This is a genomic window from Streptomyces sp. NPDC003379, assembly GCF_053589195.1.
In genome coordinates this window covers 23119-49218 of the sequence record NZ_JBSFRK010000011.1, presented here as the reverse complement: position 1 = coordinate 49218, position 26100 = coordinate 23119, and the positions used below count along the sequence as shown (strand labels likewise).

Sequence of the window (26100 nt, the reverse complement as noted above, 5' to 3'; positions counted from 1 at the left end):
GGTCACCGCGGCGGGTGGACGGTGATCCGCGCGCCGGGGCTGAACTTCTCCAGGAGCTCGGCCAGCTCGGCGCCCGCCGCTTCGAGCCCGGCGTCCGGGCCCATGCCCTCCAGCAGGAAGATCGCGTTCACCGACTCCTCGGTGAGGCGGGTGCGCGGCCCCTGCCGCCAGTTCCAGCGGCGGCAGGTGACGCCCTCGTCGTCGCACCACACGACCTCGCCCGCGTCGGGGTGCTCGACGACCCGCTCCCCCGCCGCCGCGGTCACGAAGTCCTCGGCGCCGGTGGCCCGCACCAGGCGCATGCCGCCGTTGATCCGGTCCAGGTCCTCGCCGCCGACCGGGATCAGATGGGCCACGCTGATCGCGTTGTAGAGGTCGACGAGGGTGTTGATCCGGGGCAGTCCGCCGTCGGCGAGCGCCCGCTTGGCCAGGGCCTCGGCGGAGTTGCGGGTGCGCGAGGGCTTCACGCCGAAGGCCGTGTAGGCGGCGCGCCAGGCGACCATGTGCGGGTCCTCGTGCGGGGCGCGGCCGTCGAGCCGTACGGTCAGGCGCCGCGCGGCTTCGTCGAGCAGGACCGCACTGGCGTCGGTGCTGGGGCCGTTGACGAGGCCGTGCGCCTCGATGGCGACATGGGTGAAGCCGGGCGCGAGGGCGCGCACCTCGTCGGAGACGGTGAGCGTCAGGGGCGCGTTGGTCATGAGGCTGCCTTGCTGCGTCGGGGCTCGTCAGAGCGCGTCGGGAAGGTTCTCCCACAGGTGCGGTCGGTCCGGGGCGTTCCTCAGGAAGCTCAGGACGACCGGGTGCGGTGCAGAATAGAGTACCGGATAGTCCATCTCACTGGACTTGCCGTCCGGCGCGAAGGCCAGCCTCTCCCCGGCGAGTGAGAACCGCGCGTCGACACCCGGCTTGTTTCCGCGACAGTCCTGGCGGTGCCACGCCCCGTGGAAGCGCACGGCGACCAGACCGTGGACACAGTGGCCGGTCCCGGCGTCATGGGTGAGCCGCTGGTAGCAGAGCGCGGTCGGGATGTCCTCGGCACGCAGCAGCGCGGCCAGCGCGTGGGCCTTGGCGTGACAGATGCCGGTGCCCTGCTCCAGGACGTCCGAGGCGCGCCAGGTGACGCGCATGTCGCCGCTGTCGGCGGAGTGGGGGATGGTGTCGCGCACGAATTCGTAGGCGGCCTGCGCGTATACGTATGAATCCGTGACCTTCTCGGCGAGTCGCGCGGCGGTCTCGCGTACGAGGGGATGGTGATGGTCGATGGCCTCGTCCGCCGCCAAGTAGGCGGACAGGTCAGGGTTCTCCTGGATCAGCTGCATGCCACGGGAGCATAGGAATACGACCGACCGTACGTCAATGACTTTACGGGCGGTCGTATATCTATGCAGTCCGCTTCTATGCGGCCTCAGAGATGCCGGGTCGAGGCCGGGTTCAGCGCGCCATCTCTTCCTTCAGCGCCGCCAGGAACCCGTCGACGTCCTCCTCGCGGGTGTCGAACGCGCACATCCAGCGCACGTCGCCCGCCGCCTCGTCCCAGAAGTAGAAGCGGTACCGCTTCTGGAGGCGCTCGCTCACATCGTGCGGCAGGCGCGCGAAGACGGCGTTGGCCTGCACGGGGTGGAGGATCTCCACGCCGTGCACGGAGCGGACGCCCTCCGCGAGGCGCTGCGCCATCTCGTTGGCGTGCCGGGCGTTGCGCAGCCACAGGTCCTTGGCGAGCAGCGCCTCCAGCTGCACCGAGACGAAGCGCATCTTGGAGGCCAGCTGCATCGACATCTTGCGCAGGTGCTTCATGTGGCGGACGGCGTCCTGGTTGATGACGACGACGGCCTCGCCGAACAGCGCGCCGTTCTTGGTGCCGCCCAGCGAGAGGATGTCGACGCCGACCGCGTTCGTGAACGTGCGCATGGGCACGTCGAGCGCGGCGGCCGCGTTGGATATCCGCGAGCCGTCGAGGTGCACCTTCATGCCCAGCTGGTGCGCGTGGTCGCAGATCGCGCGGATCTCGTCGGGCGTGTAGAGCGTGCCCAGCTCGGTGTTCTGCGCGATCGAGACGGCCTGCGGCATCGCGCGGTGCTCGTCGTCCCAGCCGAACGCCTGCTTGTCGATCAGCTCGGGCGTCAGCTTGCCGTCGGGCGTCGCCACCGTGAGCAGCTTGATGCCGGCCATGCGCTCGGGCGCGCCGCCCTCGTCCACGTTGATGTGCGCGGACTCGGCGCAGATCACCGCGCCCCAGCGGTCGGTGATGGCCTGGAGCGCGACGACGTTGGCGCCCGTGCCGTTGAACACCGGGAACGCCTCGGCGGTCGGGCCGAAGTGGCCGCGGATCACCTGCTGGAGGCCGGCCGTGTAGTCGTCCTCGCCGTACGCGATCTGGTGGCCGCCGTTGGCGAGCGCCAGGGCGGCCATCACCTCCGGGTGGGCGCCCGCGTAGTTGTCGCTGGCGAAGCCGCGGACGTCCGGGTCGTGGCGGCGCCGGGCGTCGGTCTTCGGCGGGTTCACGGCCTCTCTGGCGGCGCCCACGGCGTCTCGGTCGGTCACGGCGTATCTGTCAGCCACAGGCGCTTTCCGTTCACTTCCCCGGCGGGCCGCTCCCAGACGCCGGCGATGGCCTCGGCCAGCTCCGTGACGTCCGTGAAACCCGCGAACTTCGCGCTCGGCCGCTCCGCGCGCATCGCGTCGTGCACCAGCGCCTTGACCACCAGGATGGCAGCCGCCGCGCGCGGCCCGGATTCGCCCCCCGCCTTGCGGAAGGCGTCGGCGAGGGCGAGCGTCCAGGCCTCGGCCGCCGCCTTGGAGGCCGCGTACGCCGCGTTGCCGGCGGTCGGCTTGGACGCGCCCGCCGCGCTGATCAGCAGATAGCGGCCGCGGTCGCTGCGCCGCAGACCGTCCTCGAAGGCGAGGGAGGTGTGCTGCACGGTGCGGATCAGGAGCTTTTCGAGGAAGTCCCAGTCGCCGAGGTCCGTCTCGGCGAAGCTCTTGCTGCCGCGCCAGCCGCCGACGAGGTGGACCAGGCCGTCGATCCGCCCGAACTCCTTCTCCGTGCGCGTCGCCCACTCGCGGGCGGCGGCCAGGTCCAGGAGATCGACCGTGTCCCCTATGACGGTGGCCCCGCCGTGCGCGTACCGCGCCGCGTCCACGGCCTCGGCCAGGCGCACGGGATCGGCGTCCGACGCCACGACCGTGGCGCCCGCCTCTGCCAGCCTCAGCAGCGTGGCGCGTCCGGCGGGTCCGGCGGCTCCGGCCACCGCGACCACCGCTCCATCGAGTGCGGACATGGTCCTCGCCTCCTCCTGGTGGCCGCTCACGCGGCGACCCTCTCGGCGCCCGAGGCGGTGATCCCCTTGGTGGAGGCGATCACGTTCTTCAGCTTCTTGGAGAGCGCCTCATAGAACATGCTGAGCGGAAACTCGTCGGGAAGCACCTCGTCCACCAGTTTGCGCGGCGGCAGCGAGGTGTCCAGGGCTTCCGGGCCCTTGGCCCAGCGCGATCCGGGGTGCGGGGCGAGGTAGGTGGAGACCAGGTCGTAGGCGGCGAACCAGTGGACCAGCTTCGGGCGGTCGATGCCCGCGCGGTAGAGGTCCTCGATCTCGCCGCACAGCTGGTTGGTGACCCGCGGCGCGCGCTCCCAGTCGATCCGGAGCGTGTTGTCGGTCCAGCGGACCACGTCGTGCTTGTGGAGGTAGGCGAAGAGGAGCTGGCCGCCGAGCCCGTCGTAGTTGCGTACGCGCTCACCGGTGACCGGGAAGCGGAACATCCGGTCGAAGAGCACCGCGTACTGCACGTCGCGGCCCTGCGGGAAGCCGTCGGCCTCCAGCTTCACGGCCTCCTTGAACGCGGTGAGGTCGCAGCGCAGCTCTTCCAGGCCGTACATCCAGAACGGCTGGCGCTGCTTGATCATGAAGGGGTCGAAGGGCAGGTCGCCGTGGCTGTGGGTGCGGTCGTGGACCATGTCCCACAGCACGAAAGCCTGCTGGCAGCGGTCCTGGTCGCCGACCATCTCGCGGATGTCTTCGGGCAGGTCGAGCCCGAGGAGGTCCACCGCGGCCTCGGTGACACGGCGGAAGCGGGCCGCCTCGCGGTCGCAGAAGATGCCGCCCCAGGAGAAGCGCTCGGGGGCCTCGCGCACCGCGATGGTCTCGGGGAAGAGGACGGCCGAGTTGGTGTCGTACCCGGCGGTGAAGTCCTCGAAGGTGATGCCGCAGAAGAGCGGGTTGTCGTAGCGCGTGCGCTCCAGCTCGGCCAGCCACTCGGGCCAGACCATGCGCAGCACGACCGCTTCGAGATTGCGGTCGGGGTTGCCGTTCTGGGTGTACATCGGGAAGACGACCAGGTGCTGCAGCCCGTCCCGGCGGTTCGCCGCGGGCTGGAAGGCGAGCAGCGAGTCCAGGAAGTCCGGCACCTCGAAGCCGCCCTCGGCCCAGCGGCGCAGGTCCGCGACGAGCGCCCGGTGGTACGCGGCGTCGTGCGGCAGCAGGGGGCTGAGCTGCTCGACCGCGGACATCACGCGGTCCACGGCGAGTTCGGCGACGGCCTTCGCCGGGGCGCCCTCCGCCGCGAAGTCGATGGAACCGTCCTGGGACTGCCAGGGCCTGATCTCTTCCACGGCCTCCTTGAGCACCGGCCACGCCGGGTGGTCCACCACCCGCCCTTCAGCGGACTGAACCGCACCGTCCGTACCCGCCTGCACAAGAATTTCCGTCATGTCCCACCTTCCACGGGAGAACCTCGCGTATGGACACCGTATGGGTGCAGGGTTCTCCGTGACAAGGGAAGACTCGGGAAATTATCCTGCGTCACCCCCTACTTCACCGCTGTTTTTCCCGTCCTTCACGGTTGAGGCAACCGCTTCTGCCACACCCGCCAGAGCCTCCTCGGCGTCGGGGAGCAGTTCGGGGAAGCCGAGTGGCCGCCGACGCGCCCCGTGGCTCAAGCCCTTCGCCGCGCGTCACAGCGCCGCCGCTTCCCGGCTGCGGAAGCAGGGGATGACCTTCTCGCCCCACTGGCGCAGCGTCTCCAGGCAGGCCTCCTGCGGGACCGTGCCCATCTGGATGAGGCACATGATCTCGTCGGCCCCGGCGTCACGCAGCCGTTCCACGTAGGCGATGGCGTCGTCCGCGGTGCCGTACGCGTGGTCGGCGTTGAAGGTGGCGGTCGATGTCGGGCGTACCGGAATGTTGTGTTCGTTGAGGCGGGCGACGACCTGTTCGGCGGCCTCCCGCATCCGGGCGGCCTCGTCGCCGCCCTCGACCACCGCCTCGTCGGGGACGCCGGCGCCGCCGTACCAGTGCCCGATGGACTGCGCGAAGAACCGCTGCCCACGGATGCCGACGCGCCGCGCCGTCTCGCGGTCGTCGAGGACGATCGTCGGACAGAGCACGGAGAAGTGGTCGTTGACGACGCCGGACACGAGGCGCGCGCCGGTGCGGGCCGCGAGCGCGGCGTCGTACGCCTGTCGCATCCCGGCGATCGACTCGGGCCCCGCGAAGCCCATCACCAGCGCGCCGATGCCGAGTTCGGCCGCCTGCGTCAGGGTCTCCGTCCTGCTGCAGGCGAGGAAGAGCGGCGGGTGCGGGGTCTGCTTCGGGCGCGGCAGGATCGGATGCGGGCCGATGTCGAGGAGTTCGCCATGGTGCTCCAGCTCCTCCTTCTCCCAGGCCTTGCCGATGATGCGAAGCGCTTCCTCGACCTCTTGGACCGTCCGCGCCTTGTCGACTCCGCACAGGGATGTCTCCTGCTCGGTGCCGCCCCGTCCCGCGCCGAGGTCGAGCCGTCCGCCGGAGAGCAGGTCCAGCATCGCGGCGCGCTCGGCGACCCGCGCCGGGTGGTTGAAGTTGAACGGCATGCAGACCACGCCGTGCCCGATCCTGATGGTGCTGGTGCGGGCGGCGACCCAGGTCAGGAAGATCTCCGGGGCGCTCATATGCGCGTACCACTTGAGGGAGTGGTGCTCGACCGCCCAGACGCGGTCGAACCCCATCTCCTCGGCGAGCACGGCCTGCTCGACGCTGTCGTGGATGACCTGGTGCTCGCGCTCGACGGTCGGGTCGGCGAGCTGCGCCTCGAAGATGACGGAGAACTTCACGTGCCCTCCAGGGAGATGTGCCGCTGCGGCATGGCTCACACTTCAATCAGCTATATGACTAACCGTCAGGTGCTGAAGTCGCAAGGCTTCGCGCAGGCTCTTCCCTGTCGGGCGGCTCGGGCGGCTCGGGCGGCTCGGGCCGCTCGGTCGGCCCGGATGGGCCGGGTCAGACTCGGGGCAGGTCCGCCCGGACCGTCTTGCCCTGGGACCCGGTGCTCACATCGACCGCCAGGGCCATGCTCTTGACCATGGGCCAGCCGAACCCGCCGGTCCCTCCCGCCAGATCGGGGGTCCGCTCGCGCGGTGGCCGGGGGTCGGCGTCGGTGACGGCGACCGTGACGGCGTCCCGGCGCGCCAGGAGGCGCAGCGAGCAGGCGAGGCCGCGGGCGTGCCGCACGGAGTTGGTGACGAGTTCGGAGACGGTGAGTTCGACGCTCGCGGCGGCTTGTCCGTCCATGGCCGGACTGAGGCCCTTCATGAAGGCGCGGGCGAAATCCCGCGCCTGTGCGACGACTTCCGGTCGTTTGTCGAAGACTGTCCGGTCCAACGGTTTGATGCGGTGCGGTAGGTGGTCCGTCCTCATACGCCCCTCCTCAATCAGGGGTGGACTGTACGAATGGGTCTCTTGCCCCCGAAGTCGGCTTCTTAACGCCCTCTCCCGGGCCGACGTGCCCCGCACACCGCCCCGTTCCGGCCGCACGGGTCCGCGTGAAGATCAGGCCGTGTGGTGGGTATCACGCAAGGCGTGTGGTGACAGGGGGACATGAAGCAATGGAGGAGGGGTAGTCGCTGCCTCACCAACCCACAGGGGACGAGGGGGGTTGGCGGACAGGGAGGTAGACATGACGATGGCCACTGGAACCCAGACGGACACCGGCATCACGGAACTGCCGGAGGTGGTGGATCCGCAGGCGGTGACGCCGCGGGACTCCCGTGCCTTGTCCCAGTTGTTCTTCGATCAGCTCGCCGTACTCGAAGAAGGCACGGCCGAATACCAATACGTACGCAATACTCTGATCGAATTGAACATGTCGCTGGTCCGCTATGCGGCGGGGAGATTCCGCAATCGCGGTGACGAGATGGAAGACATCGTCCAGGTCGGCATGATCGGTCTCATCAAGGCCATCGACCGTTTCGAGCTCTCCCGCGAAGTGCAGTTCGCCACTTTCGCGGTGCCTTATATCGTCGGGGAGATCAAGCGGTTCTTCCGCGACACGTCCTGGGCGGTGCACGTTCCGCGCCGCCTCCAGGAAGCGCGGGTCGAACTGGCCAAGGCCACCGAGGAGCTGAGCAGCCGTCTGGGGCGCGCTCCGACCGTGGACGAGCTGGCCGCGCTGATGAATCTGTCCGCCGACGAGGTCATCGAGGCGCGGCTCGCCTCCAACGGATACAACTCCGCCTCCCTGGACGCCGTCCTCCACGGCGACGCCAATGACGAGACTCCCCTGGCCGACTTCATCGGCGAGGAGGACCCCTCCCTGGAACTCGTGGAGGACTTCCACGCGCTCGCCCCGCTCGTCGCCGAACTGCCCGAGCGGGACCGGGAGATCCTGCATCTGCGCTTCGTGGAGGAGATGACCCAGTCGCAGATCGGCGAGCGTCTCGGAGTCTCGCAGATGCAGGTGTCCCGCCTGCTCTCGCGCACCATCGCGACCTTGCGCGCGGGCATGATGCCCGCCACCGGCTGAGGCCCGGCCCCGAAGGTCAGGGCCGGCCGTGCCAGTCGAGACAGACGATCATGGCGTCGTCGTCGGCGTCGATGGGCCCCCGGTGTCCCGCGAGCTCATGGAGCATGGCCCGCGGGACCTGCGAGGGAGGCAGCAGGCGCGTGCTGGCCATGGCGCGGGTGAGCGCTCGTTCGCTGTAGCGCTCACCCGCCGGGGAGGCCACGTTGTAGACGCCGTCGCTGACGAACAGCAGCCGGTCCCCGGGCTCCACCCGGAAGCGCTCCGTCACATACAGGGTGTCCTCGAACATGCCGAGCGGGAGCTGCGCGTCCAGTTCGATCGCCTCGGCCCTGCCCTGCCGCATGCGCCACATCTTGGGAGAGCCGGCGTCGATGACTTCCGCCTCCCCGGTCTCCAGGTCGAAGCGCAGCAGCAGCATCGAAAGGTGGACATCGCCGTGGTAATGGCCGTAGACGGCCTGGTCCGCCAGGCATGCCTGGTCGCCGAGCGACAGGCCGGCGCGGCGGGCGTTGCGCAGCGCGTTGATCGCGAGGTTGGTCAGGAGGGCGGCCTCGATGCCCTCCCCCATGCCGTTGGTGACCGTGAGAGTGAGATGGTGGGCCGAGGTCGACCAGTCGAAGTTGTCGCCGTAGATCGCGTAGGCGGGTTCGAGCTGGGCCCCGAGTTCGTACTCGGGACGCGAGCAGGCGCGTCCGGGCAGCAGCTGCCACTGCATCTCGGCGGCCAGGGTGAGGCGGTCGGCGCGGCGGGCCTGGAGGTATACGTCAGTGTCCCGTTCGGCGACGACGATCTCGTGGCCGAGGACTTCCGCGACGTCCTGGAGCTCGCGGGCGGTGGCGCTGTCGTAGGCGTCCGCCGGAAGGCGGACGGTGAGGATGCCGATGCGGTCGCCGCGCACGCTGACGGGCAGGTGCACGGTGACGAGGCCGGCCCCTTCGTCCGCCTCGACGTGGGGCTCCTGGGCCCCGAAGGCCCGGCCCGGGGCGCTGGTGTGGACGGAGATGGGGTCGGCGGTGTAAGGCAGCGCGTCGACGGGCTGCAGTATGGTCATCGCGTAATCCGCCACGAGCAGCTCCACGGAGAGCGCGTCGTAATGGGCGGTGAGCGTGGACCGCACCGCTTCGAGGAGAGCGTGCGGCGCGGCCCCGCGCAGCGCGCGTTCCACCACCCTGAATCTGTCCACCTGCCGGTTACCACCTATCTGGAATGACATGGCAAGAAGGAGCGAACAGCCCCTCATGTCTCAGCGACTGACAAGGTCATTGCGAAGTGTCACAGTTGAGGACATGAATCCCGACCTCTCCGGCAGCGGCGACCAGGACGCCGCCGCGCACGCGGTCCGGGACGTCACCGAGCTGCTCGAAGTGCTGTGGAACAAAGGCCGGGACATCACGTCGTCGGCTCCGGTGTCCTCGTCACAGCTCCGGGTGCTGTACGTCCTGGACGGCGCCCAGGGCATCAATCTGCGCACCCTCGGTGAGGTACTCGGGTCCGCGCCCTCGTCGGTCAGCCGTATGTGCGACCGCCTTCACGCGTTGGGCTTCATCGAGCGCTCCCTCAGTTCGGCCAGCCGCCGCGAGCTTGAGCTGCGCCTCTCGGGCCGGGGAGAAAGCTACCTCAAAGAACTGCGCGCACGTCGTGAGAGTGCCCTGCTCGGCGTCATCTCCGGCATGACAGGGACGGACCTGGCGGCGCTGGAGAAGGGCCTGAGCGGGTTCCGCACGGCCGTCGAGGAGACCGCTCCGAAGAGCGGGGCCGCGGCCGGCGACACGGTGGAAACCGCCTGACGGCTCCCCTGCCGGTCCCCTGGCCCCTGGCCCCTGAAGGCTCCGCCCGACCTCGTCACCGGCAGGACTTCCGATGATCGGGCTCTCTCGACTAACGTTTGCCGTGCGACAACAATTGCTAAGGTGGATGTAATGAACGCCAGTGAACCCGAGGCCCGGTTCAGCGTCAGTGCGGCACTGCGCGACCAGGGCGAGAAGGTGGCCGACCGGTGGGTGCAACTCCAGCTGGAGCGCGCTGTGCTGGGCACCGGCATCACCGAAGCCGAGCTGCGTGAGGAAGCCGACGCCTTCGTGGCCGCCCTGCGCGCGGGGCTCGACACCGGCCACCCGGTCGAGCGGGTGGCCACCGCCCACCCGGAGCTGCGCCAGGCGATCACCGACCTGTCCCTGCGCCGGGCGCGGGGCGGCGCCACGCCCACCGCGACCTCGCTGGCCGTACTGGCCCTCAAGGAAGCGCTGCTCGAAGCGGTGCAGCAGCAGGCGCGCGACACCCACGCGCTGTACCACGCCGCCGTGTTCGTCAATCGGCTCCTCGACACGGCGGGCGCCCTGTCCTTCGCCACCTACGTGGAGGGACGCGAGGAGATCATCCGTCGGCAGAGCCGGCAGCTCCTGGAGATCTCCACGCCGGTGGTGCGCCTGTGGGACCGGGTCCTGGCCGTCCCGCTGATCGGAACGCTCGACACCACCCGCACCCAGGTGGTGATGGAGAACCTGCTCCAGGCCATCGAGCGCGACGAGGCACAGGTGGCGATCATCGACATCACGGGCGTGCCCACCGTGGACACGGCTGTCGCCCATCACCTCATGCAGACCGTCAACGCCGTACGTCTGATGGGCACCGACTGTGTGATCAGCGGCATCCGCCCGCCGATCGCCCAGATCATCGCCCAACTCGGCATCGACCTGTCCGCCATTCCGACCCGGGCGACACTCGCCGACGCCCTGGCCGCCGCCATCTCCCTCACCGACCGGCCGGTCCGCTCGGCGGACCCCGCGGGCCTGCGATGACCGGCGGCCCCCGCGGCGGTGTGCCGATCCTGCGCCTGGGCGACGTACTCGTCACCGGGCTGCTCAACGAACTCGACGACAAGAGCGCGATCGCCTTCACCGAGGAACTCACCGAACGCATCGTCGCCGACCGCGCCCGCGGGGTGCTCATCGACATCTCGCGCCTTGAGCTCATCGACTCCTTCGTCGCCCGCACCCTGATGGAGCTCACCACGACGGCCCGCCTCCTGGGCGCCCGGGTCATCGTGGCGGGCATGCGTCCCGCCGTGGCCATCACCCTCGTCGAGCTGGGCCTGCAACTCTCCGGCGTGGAGACCACGTTGAACGCCGAGCAGGGACTGCGGGCGCTGGGCTGGGAGAAGGCGCCCGTCCCGCCGACCGGAGGGGGCTTGAGTTGACCCTCTACGGCGACCTCGAACAGATTCCCGCCATCCCGTCCCCCGCCATCCCGTCCCCCACCGGCGCGGCGCACCCCGCGGAGCGCCCGCGCGACAGCACCGGCGTGACCCACGAGATCCGCGCCGAGGAAGACCTCCTCTCCGCGCGCCATGCCGTCCGGGAGGCCACCCTGCGCGCGGGCTTCGGCCTGGTGGACCAGACCCGCATCGTCACCGCGGCGAGCGAACTCGCCCGCAACGCCTACGTCCACGGCGGTGGCGGCACGCTGGTCATCGAACGCGTCCAGGAGGGCGGCCGCCAGGGGCTGCGGCTCTCGGTCAGCGACGACGGCCCCGGCATCGCCGACCTCGACGCGGCGTTCCAGGACGGCTACACCACAGGTGCCGGACTGGGGCACGGTCTCGGCGGGGCGCGCCGCCTCATGGACGAGTTCGAGGTGACCAGCGCGCCCGGCCGGGGAACCACCGTCACCGCCGTCCGCTGGCTCGGACCGCGATGAACGCCCCGGCGACGCCCACCACGCTGCACGTGCCCATCGATCACCACAGCGCCGTGCAGACCGCGGCCGGCCGTGCCCGCGCCCTCGCCCACGCCTGCCGCATGCCCGGAGCGCTGCCGGAGCAGGCGGCCGTGCTGGCCAGTGAACTCGCCAGCAACATCAGCAAGCACGCCCGCAACGGCGCGCTCTTCCTTCAGCAGTCGCCCCTCGGGCAATCCCCCCTAACCACCGCGTTGGATACCGCGCCGGACGCCGCGCCGGACGCCGCGCTGGACATCGTGGCGGTGGACCACGGCCCCGGCATCCCCGACATCGGGCTCAGCCTCACCGACGGCTACAGCACCACGAAGACCATGGGCGCGGGGCTGGGGGCGGTGCGTCGTATAGCCACCGACTTCACGCTGCGTTCCGCGGCGGGGCGCGGCACCCTCGCCCATGCCCGGCTCGCGGTCCCGCACGGAAGGCGGCCCGCAGCCGACATCGGCGCCCTGTGTCTGCCCGCCAGTGGGGAGGAGATGTGCGGAGACGGATACGCCGTCGTCGAGGACGGCGGGAACTGGACGGGCCTGGTCATCGACGGGCTCGGCCACGGCCCGGACGCGGCGGCGGCCAGCCGGCGCGCCGTGCGCACCTTCCTGTCCTGCGCCGACGCCCCGCTGCGGGACGTGCTCGACGCCCTGCACAGCGCGCTGCGGCACACGCGCGGCGCCGCCGCGACGACGGTGCGGGTGGGTTCCGGCCGCGCCGAACTCTGCGGGGTGGGCAACATCCGCGTGGCGACGCTGTCCGCACGCGGCGTCCATCAGCAGCTCACCGGGCAGGCGGGCATCGTCGGCTACAACCTGCCCGTGCCGCGCAGCCGGTTCCTCGACCTGTCCGAGTGCACCGCCGTGGTCCTCCACACCGACGGCATCGACCATCGGTGGACACACGATCCGGCCCCCGACCGACTGACCCTGCCGCCGACCCTGCTGGCGGCCTCCCTGGCCCATACACACCGGCGACACCGTGACGACGCCACCGTTCTCGCCCTCGGCAGCTCTCTGGGAATCGGATGACCAGCGCCACCTTCCGCACGCCCGCCGCACTGCGGCGCGCCGTCCGCAGGCTCGCCCTCACCCATCGGCTGCCCGCCGAGGACAGGGCCCGGATCGTGCTGTCGCTCAGCGAGACGGCCGCCGCCGCGTTGCACGCCGGCCGACCTGTCACGCTGACCGCGACCGACGAGACGGGCGATGACGGAGCCGGTCGGCTCACGCTCTCGCTGAGCCTTCCCCCCGGCATGGGCGCTCAGGTGACGGCCGATCACCTTCCGCTGCCGGGCGAGGCGAGCGCCGACGGCACGGTGGTGTGGCGGGTGCCGCTGCCGCCGGTGGCCGTGCCGGTCGCCGCGGTCATACCTCGGCCCGCCGCGGAGCCCCTGGCGGCGCCCGCCACCCACGCCGCCCACAACGGCGACGCCGATCCGGCACTCATGGAGGAGGAACTGCGCGCCGCGCTGGCCCGGGCCGACCTCCTCGCCGACGAGCACCGCAAGCTCAAGCACGAGCTGGCCGAGACCAACAGCGGCGTACTGGCGCTCTACGTACAGCTGGAGGAGCGGGACGAAGAGCTGCGCAAGGCGCACGGCCGGACCCTGCGCGCCCTGGAGGACGCGCTGCGCCCCAGGCCGCTGCACGTCGACGGCCTCGAACTCGCCGTCCACTACGCTCCCGCCAGCGACGACATCCCCACCGGCGGGGACTTCTACGACTGGTTCACCCTCCCGGACGGGACGGTCCACATCACCATCGTCGACGCCCTGGGCCACGGCGTCACGAGCACGCGCACCGCGCTGACCGTCACCCACGCCGTGCGCACGCTGGCCCTCGAAGGCCACCCTCTGGAGACGATCGTGGCCCGCACGGACGAGATCCTGGCCCCCTTCGACCAGAGCGTCATGGCCACCCTGCTGCTGGCGCACCTCGACCCCGCGAGCGGGCGGCTGTCGCTGGCCAACGGAAGCCACCCGCCGGCTCTCCTCGTACGCGCCGACGGGGAGGCCGGTTTCCTCGAAGTGCGGGGCCGGGGCGTCGGCTTCCCCCTGCCGGGGAGCGAACGCGTCCTGACCACCACGCTGGGCTCCGACGACCTGCTGATCCTGTACACCGACGGCCTCACGGAGAGCCGCAGGGACCCCCGCGAGGGCGAGGAGCGCCTGCTGCGCACGGCCCGCCGCTATCGCGGCAGGCCCACGGAGGACCTTCCGGGCGCCATAGCCCGGGACATGCTCACCGACGTCCTCCACGAGGACGACACGCTCGCCATGGCCGTCCGCTTCCGTCCGCCGTACGCGACGGGCGGCCGGGCGGACGCGGTCTAGGGGGTGTCTCTTCGATCTTCGAGGGCTCGCGACGCCTGGCACCGCACCTCGCCGCGTTGTCACATCACCCGCGGACACCCAGTCCGCGGGCAGTGCTCCGCCTTGCGATGCACGGCGCCAGACGCCGCGGGCTGGTCCTCGAAGATCGAAGAGACACCCCCTAGTCCTCGCGTCGCAGCCGCGCCGAGAGGTGGTGCTGCAACGGCTCACCGACGGCCGCGAGGTCGTGGACGAAGGTGAGCGTGTCGGGGTCGCCGAGGGAGTAGCGGCGGCGGGTGGCGTCGACCTTCTTGGCGGTCGGCGCGAGGGCCACCTCGTGCGTGGAGAGGTCCACGGCGCCGTCGGCCGCGCGGCCCACGGCGATCTCCGCGATGCCGGTGGGCTGGGTGATCAGCGCCTCCACCCGGCCGTCGGGCTTGAGCCGCCACCAGCCGCTCTCCCGGGCCGACGGGCGCAGCGGCCGGCCGTCGGCGTCGATCAGCCAGGCGCGGGCCTCGTAGTGCAGGAAGGGGCGGCCGTCGTGGCTGAAGACGACCTCCTGGGCGTACGCGAACTCCCCGTCGAGCGTGGGGTACCCGCCGCGGCCCCGGCCGTGCCAGACGCCCAGGAGGCCGAGCACGGGCGTCAGCAGCTCGTGCGGGGCGGGCGCCGCGTCCGGGCGGAGGGCGTCGGGGTACGGGTGCTGCTGCGGTGCGGGGTCGAACACGGTTCGCGCTCCTGAAGTGTCGGGTCGGGTTGGATCGGCGGGTGCCGGGGTGCGGAGCGCGCCACCTCAGTCCTGCACGGGCGGCCAGACCGGCCGCTGCGGTTCCGGGAGTTCGGCCAGGGCGAGGCCGACCGTCCGGTGGCTGGGGAGCAGTTCGGCGCTGCCGGTCTGCGCGAGCAGCTCGGTCAGCCGGCGTCCGGCCCCCGCCAGGAGGAGCTTGCCCGCGCGGCGCTCCAGCAGCCACCGCATGGCGAGCAGGCAGTTGAGCCCCCGCGAGTCGCAGAACGACAGGGCGGTGGCGTCCAGGACCAGATGCCGGTGCCCCGCGTCCACATAGGCGCCGAGCGTGCCCAGGAAGTGGGCCTCGCCGGTCTGGTCGAGTTCACCGGTGACACGCAGCACCGCGCAGTCGTCACAGCTCGCCAGCTCCGTGATGATCAGACGACGGATCTGCGTGGACATCGGCGCCTCCCTCTCTACGCGGCGCCACCCTACGCCCGCGGCGACCGTTGATCGGCACTCTTTTCCGGAGTGCGCATACGCGTACCCGGCAGGACCGGGCACAGAATGTCGGGTCCTCAACGAGGCCCTGGTGACGGAGCCGTCGTGGATCGCCGTGACGTCCGAGTACCACTTCCGGCGGCTTTTCTCCGCGCCGGCGGGAAATTCTCTGTCGGAGTACATCCGACGCCGACGGCTCACCACGGGGCCACGGCTACGCTGGTCGGGTCACCACCTCGCGGACGGGTTCCGGCCGCGGGGGCGGAGCGGCAGAGGGAGGGTGCGTGGACGGGGGCACGGTAGGGCTGCGTATCGCGTCGGCGGTGATCGCGCCGCTGCTCAAGCGGCTGCTGCTGCCTCCCGCGAAGGCGCCCGGCGCACAGTTCGAGGACCGGCCGATCCCGGTGCGGCGCCTCATGGCCTTCTCCCGCGAGCACCGCACCCTCACCGAGGACGATCTGCACAGGATCGCCCGGGAGCTGGTGCGCCGCGCGGTGCGGGCGGCGGGGCCGTACGACCCGCCGGTCGGCGCCGACGAGAAGGACGCCGTGGGCCTTGCGCTGACCCGGACCCTGCACGCGCTCGGCGACCTCGACATGGACGACGTCCAGGCCTTCGCGCTGGGGCCCGAGAGGCTGGCCGCCGAGTTGTCGAGGCGGGCGGGGCCCGAGACGCGCAGGCTTCTCAGCGACGACGCCGCCCGTTTCCACGACCGGCTCCTGGAGACGGCCTGCGTCCACGTGGTGCGGTTCTTCAGCGAGCAGCCGGGGTTCGCGGCGCGCACGCAGGTCGAGCAGAGCCGTGAGGTGCGCGAGCAGAGCGAGCGGCTTGACCGGATCCTGGAGCGCCTTCCCGACATCTCCGCGCAGGACGCCCGGTTCGAGCAGGAGTACGCGCGCTACGTCGTCCAGTCCCACCGCAGGCTCACCATCCACGGCGTCGACCTGCGCGAGCCCGCGGGCCAGGAGTGGCCTCTTGAGACGGCGTACTTGAGCCTGGAGGCCGCCCCCTACCGCGGTCTGTCGGACGCGGTCCCGATCGCGGACGGCGAGTCGGCCGAGCGCGCGGCGGCGCCGGTCGAGACGACCCTCGCCACCCACGACCGGGTGCTGCTGCGCGGTGTCGCGGGGACCGGCAAGACGACGCTCGTCCAGTGGCTGGCCCTCACCACGGCGCGGCAGGACCGGGTGCCGGGCGCCCTCTCCCAGCTTCTGGGGCGCGTGCCGTTCGTCATGCCGCTGCGCGCCCTGGCCCGCAAGGGCGCCGAACTACCGATGCCGCAGGACTTCCTGCGCTGGATCGACTGCCCCCTGCTGGGCACCGAGCCCGAGGGGTGGGCCACGCGCGTGCTGCAGAACGGCCGGGCGGTGATGCTGATCGACGGCGCGGACGAGATCCCGAAGGGCGAGCGGGGCCGCGTCAAGACCTGGCTGCGCAAGCTCCTCGCGGTCTTCCCCGGCAATCTGTGGCTGCTCACCTCCCGCCCCTCCGCCCTTGAGCAGGGGTGGCTCCGGCACGAGGGGTTCCACGAGTTCGCGCTCAGCGGGATGCCGCCCGCCGACATGCGGCGGTTCATCGAACGCTGGCACGTGGCGGCGGGGGCGCCCGCCGACCTCGGTGAGTCGTTGACGCTCGCGTTGCGCAGCAGGCCGGAGCTGAGCCGCCTGGCGACCAACCCGCTGATGTGCGGGCTGATCTGCGCGCTGCACCGGGAGCGCCGCGGTTTCCTGCCGCGCGGCCGTACGTCGCTGTACGAGGCCGCGCTCGCCATGCTCCTGGAGCGGCGCGACGTGGAGCGCCGGGTCTACGGCGGCGCCGGCGGCACCCCGCAGCTGGACCAGAAGTCGGCCACCGAGCCGCTGCGGCGCCTCGCGTACTGGCTGATCCGCAACGAACGGACCGAGCTGGACCGGGCGGACGCCGTCGACGTCGTACGCCGTCTGATGCCCTCGGTGGAACGCCTGGCGGAGATCGGTGAGGCGGAGGACGTCCTCCAGCTCCTCCTTGAGCGGTCCGGGCTGCTGCGCGAACCCGCCCAGGGCGCCGTCGACTTCATCCACCGCACCTTCCAGGACTTCCTCGGCGCGCAGGCGGTGCTCGAAGAGCGGGACATGGGGATGCTGGTGAACAACGCGCACCTCGAGCAGTGGGAGGACGTGGTGCAGATGGTCGTGGCCCAGGCCCGGCACCACGAGCGCGGTGAGCTGCTCACCCGGCTGCGCGAGCGGGGCGAGCGGGAGAGGGACCCGGCCGTCCAGGCGCGGCTGCGGCTGCTCGCGCTCGCGTCCCTGGAGCAGGCCACCAGTGTCGCGCCGGTGGTGCGCGAGGCCATCGAGGCCCAGGCGGCGCGCATGGTGCCGCCGCGCAGCCTGCGCGAGGCCAGGTCGCTGGCGCAGACGGGGCCGCTGCTGCTCGGCCTGCTGCCGGGCGCCGACACCCTGACGGGCGACGAGGAGCTGGCCACCGTCCACGCGATCTGCCAGATCGGCGGGGACGCCGCCATCCCCCGCCTGCGGCCGTTCCTGCACACCGGCCAGAGCGCCGTCCGGGCGCAACTGCTGCACCACTGGGACCGGTTCGACCCCGAGGTGTACGCCGAGGAGATCGTCCGGCCGCTCCTGGAGCTCGCGCCCGACGAGATGGTCACCGTGCGCTCGCGAGCCGAGCTCGACGTGCTGCGCACCATGGCCGGGTACCGGCGCGTCAGCCTGCGGGGCGACTTCACGCCGGACGACATCCGCTCGGCGTTCGACGCACGCCATCTGCGGGAGCTTCAGCTGCGCGACATCCTGTCCCTGGACTCGCTCGACGTCCTGACCCACTACACCGAGCTGGAGTCGCTCGGGCTGCGCGGGTGCCGCAACGTCCAGGACCCCGGGCCGCTCACCCGGCTCCCGCGGCTTCGGCGGCTCGCGCTGCGGGACCTGCCCCGCTTCGAGCCGCTGCACGAACTGGCCGGCTGCACCCGGCTCGACACGCTTCTGATCGGCGCGGACGTCCCCTGGCGCGGCCTCGCCGACCTGCCGTGCCCCGAGCGGCTGCGGGTCCTGTCGCTGCCGCCGACCGCCACCCGCCTCGCGGACATCACCGCCTGCGTGAACCTCGCGGAGCTGCGTCTGCGGGAGGCGAGCGAGCGGCTGGCACCCGACTCCTGGGGCACGCTCCTCGGCGACCTGCCCGAACTGCGTACGCTCACGCTGACGTCGGCACAGCTGAGCATGCTGCTCTTCGCGCCGCGTACGCAGCTTCCGCGGGTCACCCGGCTGGACGTGCACGCCGGCGCCGGCGCCGGCACCGCGGTGCCGCTGCGCCGGATCGCCCTGCGCATGCCGGGCCTTGAGGAGATTCATCTGACGGAGGCCGCCGAGGTCGACCTCGCCTCACTGGCCGCGCTGCACCGGCTGCGCCGCGTCCGGCTCGCCTACCCCGGTGAAGTACGCGGTGTGGAGGCGCTCTCCGCGGACGTCGAGCTCTCCATCTACCCACAGCCGTGATCAACGGACTGGCACCGGCTGTGTGCTCAGGGTAAGTTCTCTGCCCCCGAGGAGGGTTGAGAACAGGACGGTACTACGGAAGCGGGATCCAGTCGCATGGACAGAGCGGAAGACGTGCCGCTGTACGGCAGGGATCCGCTCCTGCGCGCGCTCGTCCCTCGGCTGACCGGCCTCAAATACGACGAGCGCTCGCGGGCGGCGAGGGAGTTCCAGCACGACCTGCCCGTGGTCCTGGTGACGGGGCGTCACGGCATGGGGCGGACCGCCGTGCTGCGGGAGCTGGCGGCGCACTACCGCGGCAGGCTGCCCCTCGCCCACGTCCGGATCGCACCGGCCGGCGCCGCGGCCTTCGCACCGGCCGGGTCAGACGCCGACGGACACCTCGCCACCGATCTGGTCGGTGTCCTGATCGAGCTGGCGCGCCAGCTGGGACCTTCGTACCGGCGTGCCTTCCCCGTCCTGCTGCCCGGCCTGTTCGCCGTGTCCAGCTGGGAGCCGGGCGACGACGCCGAGCGGGACGCGGCCTGTCTGCGGCTGGCCCGTCTGCTGATCGCCTGCCACCTGGCCGACGAGCCCGAACAGGAGCTGCGCCAGGCGTGGGCCCTCGCGGTGGAGGCACGTGCCGAACCGGTGGCCCCGGGGGTGCCCGGCGCACCGAGGAGCGGGGCGGCGAGCATCTCCCGCGCCCTGCACGGCGAGTACGCGCACCGGTACCGGTCCGGGGCGGAGAGGGACTGGTACCGCGGCCGCTTCCCCCAACTAGCCGTCGGCGCCGATCCGTTGGAGTTGCTCGCCGACTGGTACCACCAGGGCGGTGACTACCGGCGGGCGGTCGAGCGGACGCTCGTGGCGGCGTTCCGGCACGATGTCGCCGGCGTGTACGGCCGTCTCCAGCGCTGGAACCGCGAGCCTTGGCCCCTGGTGCTCCTCGACGACGTGCATGTGCCGGCCGGGCGGCGCTTCCTCGACCTGCTGCTCGAACACCGGGCGATGGCCGAGTCCCCGGAGCGCGAGGAGCTGGTCGTCGTGGCCACCCGGCTCGGCGAGCCGCCGGGCAGCGACCCCGGCCCCGTCCGGCGCCAACTGGCCGACCTGGTCAGGGCGTCCGGCTGGCAGCGTCTCGGCACCGCGCCGTCCGCGGGCCTGCTCACCGTCCCGCTGACACCGCTGAGCCGCGACGACGTCCTGCCGCTCCTGGAGGCCGGTTCGATCGGCGCCCCGCTCCACCCCTACCTCGCCTCCGCCCTGCACACGCTGACCGGCGGCCATCCCGCGGCCACGACCATGCTGTGCACGGCGGTGCGGGACGCGACCCGCGCGGGCCGCGCCGTCGCCCCCAGGGACCTCCTCGAACTGTCCGCGAGGGACGGCCGCCCCATCGGCGAGGTGCTGCTGGAACGGCTGCTTCCGGACCGGCGCCAGCGGGACCGGCTCACCCTCCTCTCCCTGGCCAGGGACAGCACGGCGGCCGAGGCGCTCGCGACGCGGCTGCGCCTGGAGGGCCCGGAGCAGTTCCCCGCGAACGCGGTCACCGACTACCTCGAACAGCAGCACTGGCAGCACCTCACGCCGCCCGAGAGCCCGCTGGTGACCGATCCGCTGCTCCAGACGCTCCTGGTGCACGAGGCCCGCCGGCTCTCCCCGGGGCCCGACGACAGCCGGGGCTGGCAGGAGATCCACCGATTCCTCCAGAACCACCACACCCAGCGCGGCGACGAGGGCGAGGCGGACGCCCTGCGGCACATGCTCGCCGCGGGGAGCGTGGACACGGTGGTGGCGTCGCTGACGGAGGAGTTCCAGTCCGAACAGGTGGAGCGGGGAGCGGGCCACTGGCTGCGGTGCCTGCGGTACGCCGCGACCGCCCCCACACCGCCCGAGCGCGACTGGCAGGACGACCGTCTGCGGATCGCGCTCGGCGCGCACGACGGCCGCTACGTCCACCTCGACGACACGGAGCGCTGCGTCAACCGGCTGCTGCACGCCCTGTGGTACCTGTCCGAACCGCACACCGAGCCGGACCCCGACACCTGCACCGCCATCGAGCAGGAGCTCGCCTATCTCTCCCTGCGCCACCCCTCCTGGCGCGTCGCGCTCGGCCAGGCGGCCCGCAGATGGCCCGCCGCCGCCCGTGACAAGCGTCCCCTCCCCATACCAGGACAGTGAGGCAGCATGCTGTTCCGTCGCCATCCCCGCGAATGGGGACCGATCGAGTGGGCCGCCGTCCTGGGTCTCGCTCTGGTGGCCGGAGTGGTCGCCGCCCTGCTCACCCTCGGCGCGCGCGGGCCCGGCAGGTGCGGTGACGATCTGCGCGAGCTGGGCGGGGACTGCGTCGGGGTGACGGAGCACGCCTTCGACGCCGACCCGCGCGTCGAGAGCCTCATCGAGGCGGTGGCCGACGAGAACGCCGAGGTGAAGCGGGACGCGGAGTCCCCCGAGGGGAACGCGGCGCGGATCCCGTACGTACGGATCGCGCTCATGATGCCGTTCACCTCGGACGAGTCGAGCGCGATGACCACCGACATGATCCGCCGCGCGCTGGCCGGGTCGCTGGCCGCCCAGCAGGAGGCCAACAGCGGCAGCGGGCCGCACTACCAGCTGCTGCTGGCCCCCGACGGCCGCAACCTCGACCACTGGCCTCCCGTCGTCGACCGGCTGGCGGAGCTGGCCAGGGACAAGCGTGCCCCCTTGATCGGGGTGACCGGCATTCCCAGCAGCACCCCCGAGACACGGCGGACGATCACCGCGCTGAGCAAGCGCGGCATCCCCACCGTAGGCCCCGTCATCACCGCGGCCGACATGAACGCCGGCCACTTCTTCAAGACGTCCCCGAACAACGACCAGTTCGCCCGCGCCCTGAAGCAGTACCTCGTCAAGCGGCCCGGGCAGGAGCAGGGGTTCCTGGTCTGGGACAACCGCAGCGAGGACGTGTACTCGCGGAACCTGCGCCGGGTCTTCCAGAAGCACTTCGGCGAGAAGTACGACTTCAAGGGCCACAACTCCAACTTCACCGGCTCGTCCGGCACCGACAAGGGCATCCCCCAGCGGTTCACCGACGCCGTGCAGAAGATCTGCACCGCACGGTCCGACACCGTCTTCTTCGCCGGACGCGACCAGGACCTGCCGGCGTTCATCAAACGCCTCGCGCAGGAGGGCGACTGCGGCCGCGGCTCGCGGCTGCGCCTGCTCAAGGTGGGCATCGGGCTCGAACCGACCCTCACCACGCCGGAGACCACCCGCTGGCTGAAGGAGGCGCGGGCCATGATCGTCGACGCGTCGTCCGTGGACCCTGCCTGGTGGAACAGCAAGGACGACAAGAACGACCCGCCGAAGGCGCTCGGCCGCTTCCGGGACCGCTTCGACAAGCTGGACGGCAAGCACCACCTGGGCGACAAGCCCCTCAACGACGGATACGCCGTGATGTACCACGACGCGTTCACGCTGCTCGCCGACGCCGTCGACCGTACGTACAGCGACATCAACGACAGCGCCGGGAAGCCGGAGAAGAAGGGATCCCCGCTGATCCCGAACAAGGACGACGTCTACAACACCCTCATCAACCCCACCATTTCCGCGGACGGCTGCAGCAACTGCCTGCGCGGAGCCGCCGGTACGTACGGATTCGAGGGTCCCGGGGTCAACGACCAGTGGGCGGTCTGCAAGCCGGTCCCGATCGTCGAGCACCCGGCCGCGGAGGGTGGCCGGCCCGCGGGGGAACCTCTGCCGCTGTACCGGACGTTCAGAGGCGGTGACAAGAGCGCCTGCCCGGCGTGATCACTTTCGTACGACACCGCGAGGACCGCCGCGTGAACGCAATCGAAGAGCAGCAGATGATCGCCGTCCCGCCGGGGCAGGTGACGCTGTCCGACCGCCGCACGCGGCGCAGTTGGACGGTCGACCTCGCGCCGTACCGGCTCGCGGCGCGTCCGGTCACGCAGGCGCTGTACGCCGAGGTCACCGGCCTGCGGCCGAGCACCGCGCGCGGTGACCGGCTGCCCGTCGAGGGCGTCTCGTGGTGGGACGCCGTCCGTTTCTGCAATGCCCTGTCCGAGCGCGCCGGTCTCACGGCCGCCTACCGCGTCGACGCCGACGGCGAGGGCGTCGCGTGGGACGCGTCGGCGGACGGATACCGGCTGCCGACCGAGGCCGAATGGGAGTACGCCTGCCGCGCGGGCACGACGGGACCGCGGTACGGACCGCTCGACGACATCGCCTGGTACCGCGGGAATTCCGGGGAGCGCGTCCATGACGTGGGCGGCAGGCGGGCCAATGCCTGGGGGCTGTACGACATGCTCGGCAATGTGTGGGACTGGTGCTGGGACGTGTACGACGCCGAGGTCTACGGCAGTTACCGCGTGCTGCGCGGCGGGGGCTGGTTCGACGAGCACTGGAGCTGCCGGGCGTCCGCGCGGCGCCGCAGCCACCCGAGCTACCGCGTGGACGACGTGGGCTTCCGCGTCGCGCGTTCCTCACCGTGACGGCGGGGCGCCGATCCGCTTCTCGAACCCGGTGAGCCGGGCCTCTTCTTCGATCTGCGCCTGGCCCACCTCGTCCATTCCCATTCTCCGGCTTTGGTCAGGCAATGGACGAGGTTCAGGCGTGTCCCGGAGTGTGGGCGCCGTCAGGGCAGGGTGATGTAACCCGGCGCGGGCAGACGCGGGGCCGTGGCGGGCTCGTGGATGTCCGCCAGGGCCATGAAGAGGAGGGCCACGGCGAGGGCGCCGGGGTCCGGGACGCCGAGGGCGTGGTCGCCCACGTAGCTGGCGCGGCCGCGCCGGGGCCGCAGGGACGCGGTGGCAAGCGCCCCGCGGATCGCCGCCTGGGCCGCGTCGGTCAGCGGGGCCTCGGCGGCCTCGTCGCGCGCGGAGGCGGCCAGCGCCTCGGCGGCGGGGGCGAGGGCGTCGACCAGCGTGCAGTCGCCGGGGTTCGCGCCGCCGACGCGGTGGATGGCGGCGCGGCCCTCCTCGGCGGCCCGCGCCAGCGCGCCGACGGACGGCGCCCGGTCGTCCGTCGGGGTGGCGGAGGCCAGGTGCTGGAAGAGGAGGCCGAACAACGGGCCGCTGGTGCCGCCGACGTCGTTGAGGAAGGCCTCGGCGAGTGCGGCCGTGCCGCCCAGGCCGCGCTCGTCGGCGAGCTTCACCGCACGGCGTACGCCGCCCGCGAGGTTGTCGCCGAAGTCGCCGTCGCCGACGAGCTGATCCAGCTTGGTGAGGTTGTCGCGGACCTGGGTGACCGTCAGCGCGTAGCGGTCGAGAAGGGCGCGGTTCCCGCTGATGAGCGGGGCGGCGGCGGTGTCCGCCGGGGAGCTGACGGGCTCCTGCGCCGGCTTGACCGGGCCGTCCACCAGGCCGTCGCCCAGGCCGTCGACCGGGCCGTCGACCGGGCCGTCGACCGGGCCGTCGGGGGTGAGCGTGGGGCGCGGCAGGACGAGCGGCGTCCGGGTCGGCGCGGTCCACAGCTCGGCCCACCCTTCTTCGAGCCGCGTCAGGGTGAGGGAGAAGCCCGCCATGTCCAGGGCGGCCGTGAAGGTGCCGGGGACGAGGAGGACCGGCCGGACGCCGCGGGCGGTGAGCTCCTCGTTCAGCAGGACGCTGATGGCGTGCAGCTCCAGCTCGGTGGTGGCGCCGAGGCCGTTGACGAGGGCGAGCACCTCGCTGGGGCCTTCGGGAAGGGCGTCGAGCAGGTCGTCGGTCATCCGCCGGACGAGGTCACCGGTCGCGGGGCGGGCGATGGTGCGGGTGCCGCGTTCGCCGTGGATGCCGACGCCGTAGTCGAGGGTGCCCTCGTCCAGGGTGAAGGCCGGGCCCAGTGTGGTGGGCGAGGTCTGGGCGCGGGCGGCGACCGCGATGCTGCGGGACGCGGCGACGATCCGGCGGCCCAGCTCGGCGAGTTCCTCCAGTGTGGCGCCCCGGTCGGCCGCGGCGCCGAGGAGCTTCTCGACGACCACCGTGGCGGCGGTCCCCCTGCGGCCGGTGGCGCTGTCCGCGCTGTCCGTGGCCAGATCGTCGTCGACCAGGACCGTGGCGACCGGGATCCCGTCGTGCCGCAGGCGTTCCGCGGCGATCTGGAAGTTGATGACGTCGCCGGTGTAGTTCTTGACGATGTGCAGGACGCCGCCGCTCTTGGCGGCGTCCGCGCTGGCCTCGTAGATCTGCCGGTTGTGCGGGGAGGCGAAGATCTCCCCGGGGCAGACGGCGTCCAGGCCCCCGCGCCCCAGGAGCCCGGTGTGCAGGGGCTCGTGCCCGGAGCCGCCGCCCGAGACCAGCGCGACCGTGCGGTCCGGGTGCGGGTCGCGCGCCCGCAGGTACAGGGGGGCGCTGTTCACCTCGATCATCCCGGAGTGGGCGAGGGCCAGACCGCGGGCGGCGGTCAGCACGGGGTGGTTCTCCGGCAGGAAGTAGCTCATCGTTGAGTCTCTCCGTACGTGTGCGGAGCCTGCGGTGGTGTGCGTCGCCGCAGGGTGTGCGGGGTCTGCGGCGGCGTGAGGCGCAGGGTGTGCGGGACTGCGGGTCTGCGGTCTGCGGTCTGCGGTCTGCGGCAGCGTGCGTGGCGCAGGGTGTGCGGCCCGTGGTCGTTGCGGCGCTCACCATGGCCCTCCTCCCGCCGCCAAGAACGGCACGTCCCGCTACCGGCACTCTGGCGTTCCGGTCCCGGGGTCTCGTGTGCGACGCTGTCAACCTGCCCCGGCCCGGGCGAGCGAGCGCGCGGGCCACGCGGCGTTCCCCATCCGTCAACCGCACCTTTGCGAGGTCTTTACCTTTGCCGGACGTACGACGCGAGGACCTCGGGCGGATGCTGCGCGCCTGGCGGATGGCGCGGGACCCCGGACTGCTGCCGGGCCCCGTGCCGTTCCGCGGCCACCGCAGCTACCTCACGCAGCTCGACATGGCCCTGCTGCTCGGCGTCTCCGAGCGCTGGTACCGCGCGCTGGAGAGGGGCGAGGACCGCGGATACGCGCCGGAGATGATCGCCGGGGTGGTCCGGATCCTGGACCTCTCCCCCGCGCGGGCCGACGCCCTGTACCGCGGCACGGGCCTCCGGCCGCCGCGCCACCCGGCCGACGGCGCGCGGCCCGACGAGGCGATGCTCGATCTGCTGCACCAGCAGCGCCGCGTGAGCTGGATCTGCGACCAGGCCTGGGACGTGGTCGCGGCCAACGCCGTGGCCGCGCGCCACTGCCCCTGGCTGGTCCACCCGGACGCGAACGTCATGACCTGGGCGTTCTCGCCGCAGGCCCGCTATCAGCTGCGGGACTGGGACACCGAGTGGGCGGGCCCGCTGCTCGCCCGGCTGCGCCTGGCCTGGCAGCGCTGGCCGGGCAACGAGCGGCTGGACGAGGTGGTGCGGACCGTGCGGCGCGAGCCGGGCGTCGCGCAACTGTGGGACGCCACCGCCGACGTCCCCGGCCCTGACGACGCCAAGGCGCGTCCGATGTACTTCCCGCTGGTCGCGCCCGACCCCATCGACGTACGCGTCATGACGTACGCCCGCTTCGACGACACCTCGCTGCGCTGGCTCGTCCTGACGCCCGCGGACAGCGGCATCACATTCCCCTGACGCCCCCTTGACGC

23 protein-coding genes are annotated in these 26100 nt (G+C 71.9%); 12 read left to right on the top strand and 11 right to left on the bottom strand.

The genetic code is table 11. The annotated features are described in order from the left end of the window. Nucleotides 1-2: 2 nt before the first annotated feature. From ACWDVB_RS12675 to ACWDVB_RS12645, 7 genes are all read right to left on the bottom strand, one after another. Entirely contained in the window at nt 3-698 is a 696-nt protein-coding gene (locus ACWDVB_RS12675; protein ID WP_451513632.1) for a B3/B4 domain-containing protein, read from the bottom strand. Nucleotides 699-725: 27 nt separating this feature from the next. Next, nucleotides 726-1319: a transglutaminase domain-containing protein gene (locus ACWDVB_RS12670; RefSeq protein WP_451513633.1), complete on the bottom strand. Its 594-nt coding sequence runs from the start codon at nt 1317-1319 to the stop codon at nt 726-728. 112 nt (nt 1320-1431) lie between these two features. Next, nucleotides 1432-2502 carry a threonine aldolase family protein gene (locus ACWDVB_RS12665; protein ID WP_451513827.1) on the bottom strand — a complete coding sequence of 357 codons (1071 nt, stop codon included), beginning with the start codon at nt 2500-2502 and terminating at the stop codon, nt 1432-1434. Nucleotides 2503-2537: 35 nt separating this feature from the next. Beyond that, complete coding sequence (locus tag ACWDVB_RS12660; RefSeq protein WP_451513634.1) at nt 2538-3278, bottom strand: SDR family NAD(P)-dependent oxidoreductase; 741 nt, start codon at nt 3276-3278, stop codon at nt 2538-2540. A gap of 26 nt (nt 3279-3304) precedes the next feature. Beyond that, complete coding sequence (locus ACWDVB_RS12655; RefSeq protein ID WP_451513635.1) at nt 3305-4705, bottom strand: DUF6421 family protein; 1401 nt, start codon at nt 4703-4705, stop codon at nt 3305-3307. 243 nt (nt 4706-4948) lie between these two features. Next, nucleotides 4949-6085, bottom strand: a complete 1137-nt coding sequence (locus tag ACWDVB_RS12650) for an LLM class flavin-dependent oxidoreductase (RefSeq protein ID WP_451513636.1) — start codon at nt 6083-6085, stop codon at nt 4949-4951. A gap of 166 nt (nt 6086-6251) precedes the next feature. Continuing rightward, nucleotides 6252-6668 (bottom strand): ATP-binding protein, encoded by a 417-nt coding sequence (locus ACWDVB_RS12645; RefSeq protein ID WP_451513637.1) that lies wholly within the window; start codon nt 6666-6668, stop codon nt 6252-6254. Nucleotides 6669-6927: 259 nt separating this feature from the next. On the opposite strand from ACWDVB_RS12645, the gene ACWDVB_RS12640 reads away from it, so the two are divergent. After that, nucleotides 6928-7773 carry an RNA polymerase sigma factor SigF gene (locus ACWDVB_RS12640; protein ID WP_451513638.1) on the top strand — a complete coding sequence of 282 codons (846 nt, stop codon included), beginning with the start codon at nt 6928-6930 and terminating at the stop codon, nt 7771-7773. A gap of 16 nt (nt 7774-7789) precedes the next feature. Here the strand turns inward: ACWDVB_RS12640 and ACWDVB_RS12635 are convergent, their stop codons facing one another. Beyond that, a complete protein-coding gene (locus tag ACWDVB_RS12635) occupies nt 7790-8956 on the bottom strand; it encodes a PP2C family protein-serine/threonine phosphatase (RefSeq protein ID WP_451513639.1) in 1167 nt (388 codons plus the stop codon). Between the two features lie 103 nt (nt 8957-9059). On the opposite strand from ACWDVB_RS12635, the gene ACWDVB_RS12630 reads away from it, so the two are divergent. The 6 genes from ACWDVB_RS12630 to ACWDVB_RS12605 all read left to right on the top strand — a co-directional run bounded on the left by ACWDVB_RS12630 (nt 9060) and on the right by ACWDVB_RS12605 (nt 13831). Further along, the gene (locus tag ACWDVB_RS12630; RefSeq protein WP_451513640.1) at nt 9060-9560 is read left to right on the top strand and encodes a MarR family winged helix-turn-helix transcriptional regulator; all 501 of its coding nucleotides are present in this window, start codon (nt 9060-9062) and stop codon (nt 9558-9560) included. A 132-nt stretch (nt 9561-9692) separates the two neighbouring features. Next, nucleotides 9693-10571: an STAS domain-containing protein gene (locus ACWDVB_RS12625; protein WP_451513641.1), complete on the top strand. Its 879-nt coding sequence runs from the start codon at nt 9693-9695 to the stop codon at nt 10569-10571. Then, nucleotides 10568-10969, top strand: a complete 402-nt coding sequence (locus ACWDVB_RS12620) for an STAS domain-containing protein (RefSeq protein WP_451513642.1) — start codon at nt 10568-10570, stop codon at nt 10967-10969. The genes ACWDVB_RS12625 and ACWDVB_RS12620 overlap by 4 nt, the downstream gene beginning before the upstream one ends. Nucleotides 10970-11073: 104 nt before the next feature. Further along, entirely contained in the window at nt 11074-11469 is a 396-nt protein-coding gene (locus ACWDVB_RS12615) for an anti-sigma regulatory factor (RefSeq protein WP_451513828.1), read from the top strand. Between the two features lie 29 nt (nt 11470-11498). Further along, nucleotides 11499-12527 carry a SpoIIE family protein phosphatase gene (locus ACWDVB_RS12610; RefSeq protein ID WP_451513643.1) on the top strand — a complete coding sequence of 343 codons (1029 nt, stop codon included), beginning with the start codon at nt 11499-11501 and terminating at the stop codon, nt 12525-12527. After that, entirely contained in the window at nt 12524-13831 is a 1308-nt protein-coding gene (locus tag ACWDVB_RS12605; protein ID WP_451513644.1) for a PP2C family protein-serine/threonine phosphatase, read from the top strand. Before ACWDVB_RS12610 ends, ACWDVB_RS12605 begins: the two co-directional genes overlap by 4 nt. A gap of 160 nt (nt 13832-13991) precedes the next feature. Here ACWDVB_RS12605 and ACWDVB_RS12600 read toward each other — a convergent pair whose 3' ends face one another. After that, nucleotides 13992-14537 carry an FABP family protein gene (locus tag ACWDVB_RS12600; protein WP_451513645.1) on the bottom strand — a complete coding sequence of 182 codons (546 nt, stop codon included), beginning with the start codon at nt 14535-14537 and terminating at the stop codon, nt 13992-13994. Nucleotides 14538-14603: 66 nt separating this feature from the next. Next, entirely contained in the window at nt 14604-14999 is a 396-nt protein-coding gene (locus tag ACWDVB_RS12595) for an STAS domain-containing protein (RefSeq protein ID WP_451513646.1), read from the bottom strand. 323 nt (nt 15000-15322) lie between these two features. Here ACWDVB_RS12595 and ACWDVB_RS12590 point away from each other — a divergent pair, with 323 nt between their 5' ends. The 4 genes from ACWDVB_RS12590 to ACWDVB_RS12575 all read left to right on the top strand — a co-directional run bounded on the left by ACWDVB_RS12590 (nt 15323) and on the right by ACWDVB_RS12575 (nt 23007). Next, entirely contained in the window at nt 15323-18532 is a 3210-nt protein-coding gene (locus tag ACWDVB_RS12590; protein WP_451513647.1) for an NACHT domain-containing protein, read from the top strand. Between the two features lie 96 nt (nt 18533-18628). Next, nucleotides 18629-20695 (top strand): ATP-binding protein, encoded by a 2067-nt coding sequence (locus ACWDVB_RS12585; protein ID WP_451513648.1) that lies wholly within the window; start codon nt 18629-18631, stop codon nt 20693-20695. A 6-nt stretch (nt 20696-20701) separates the two neighbouring features. After that, nucleotides 20702-22303 carry an ABC transporter substrate-binding protein gene (locus ACWDVB_RS12580; protein ID WP_451513649.1) on the top strand — a complete coding sequence of 534 codons (1602 nt, stop codon included), beginning with the start codon at nt 20702-20704 and terminating at the stop codon, nt 22301-22303. A 56-nt stretch (nt 22304-22359) separates the two neighbouring features. Continuing rightward, on the top strand, nt 22360-23007 hold the full coding sequence (locus ACWDVB_RS12575) for a formylglycine-generating enzyme family protein (protein WP_451513829.1): 648 nt from the start codon (nt 22360-22362) through the stop codon (nt 23005-23007). 143 nt (nt 23008-23150) lie between these two features. Here the strand turns inward: ACWDVB_RS12575 and ACWDVB_RS12570 are convergent, their stop codons facing one another. Further along, nucleotides 23151-24935, bottom strand: coding sequence for a dihydroxyacetone kinase subunit DhaK (locus ACWDVB_RS12570; protein ID WP_451513650.1), 1785 nt, complete (start codon nt 24933-24935; stop codon nt 23151-23153). 353 nt (nt 24936-25288) lie between these two features. On the opposite strand from ACWDVB_RS12570, the gene ACWDVB_RS12565 reads away from it, so the two are divergent. Further along, on the top strand, nt 25289-26086 hold the full coding sequence (locus ACWDVB_RS12565; protein WP_451513651.1) for an MmyB family transcriptional regulator: 798 nt from the start codon (nt 25289-25291) through the stop codon (nt 26084-26086). The last annotated feature ends 14 nt before the right edge of the window (nt 26087-26100 follow it).

Excerpts from the sequence above, each read along its gene's own strand:
- ACWDVB_RS12575 (WP_451513829.1), top strand. The coding sequence starts at position 22,360 with ATGATCGCCGTCCCGCCGGGGCAGGTGACGCTGTCCGACCGCCGCACG.
- ACWDVB_RS12655 (WP_451513635.1), bottom strand. The coding sequence starts at position 4,705 with ATGACGGAAATTCTTGTGCAGGCGGGTACGGACGGTGCGGTTCAGTCC.
- ACWDVB_RS12670 (WP_451513633.1), bottom strand. The coding sequence starts at position 1,319 with ATGCAGCTGATCCAGGAGAACCCTGACCTGTCCGCCTACTTGGCGGCG.
- ACWDVB_RS12585 (WP_451513648.1), top strand. The coding sequence starts at position 18,629 with ATGGACAGAGCGGAAGACGTGCCGCTGTACGGCAGGGATCCGCTCCTG.
- ACWDVB_RS12595 (WP_451513646.1), bottom strand. The coding sequence starts at position 14,999 with ATGTCCACGCAGATCCGTCGTCTGATCATCACGGAGCTGGCGAGCTGT.
- ACWDVB_RS12630 (WP_451513640.1), top strand. The coding sequence starts at position 9,060 with ATGAATCCCGACCTCTCCGGCAGCGGCGACCAGGACGCCGCCGCGCAC.
- ACWDVB_RS12580 (WP_451513649.1), top strand. The coding sequence starts at position 20,702 with ATGCTGTTCCGTCGCCATCCCCGCGAATGGGGACCGATCGAGTGGGCC.
- ACWDVB_RS12640 (WP_451513638.1), top strand. The coding sequence starts at position 6,928 with ATGACGATGGCCACTGGAACCCAGACGGACACCGGCATCACGGAACTG.
- ACWDVB_RS12625 (WP_451513641.1), top strand. The coding sequence starts at position 9,693 with ATGAACGCCAGTGAACCCGAGGCCCGGTTCAGCGTCAGTGCGGCACTG.
- ACWDVB_RS12645 (WP_451513637.1), bottom strand. The coding sequence starts at position 6,668 with ATGAGGACGGACCACCTACCGCACCGCATCAAACCGTTGGACCGGACA.
- ACWDVB_RS12675 (WP_451513632.1), bottom strand. The coding sequence starts at position 698 with ATGACCAACGCGCCCCTGACGCTCACCGTCTCCGACGAGGTGCGCGCC.
- ACWDVB_RS12660 (WP_451513634.1), bottom strand. The coding sequence starts at position 3,278 with ATGTCCGCACTCGATGGAGCGGTGGTCGCGGTGGCCGGAGCCGCCGGA.
- ACWDVB_RS12620 (WP_451513642.1), top strand. The coding sequence starts at position 10,568 with ATGACCGGCGGCCCCCGCGGCGGTGTGCCGATCCTGCGCCTGGGCGAC.
- ACWDVB_RS12605 (WP_451513644.1), top strand. The coding sequence starts at position 12,524 with ATGACCAGCGCCACCTTCCGCACGCCCGCCGCACTGCGGCGCGCCGTC.
- ACWDVB_RS12570 (WP_451513650.1), bottom strand. The coding sequence starts at position 24,935 with ATGAGCTACTTCCTGCCGGAGAACCACCCCGTGCTGACCGCCGCCCGC.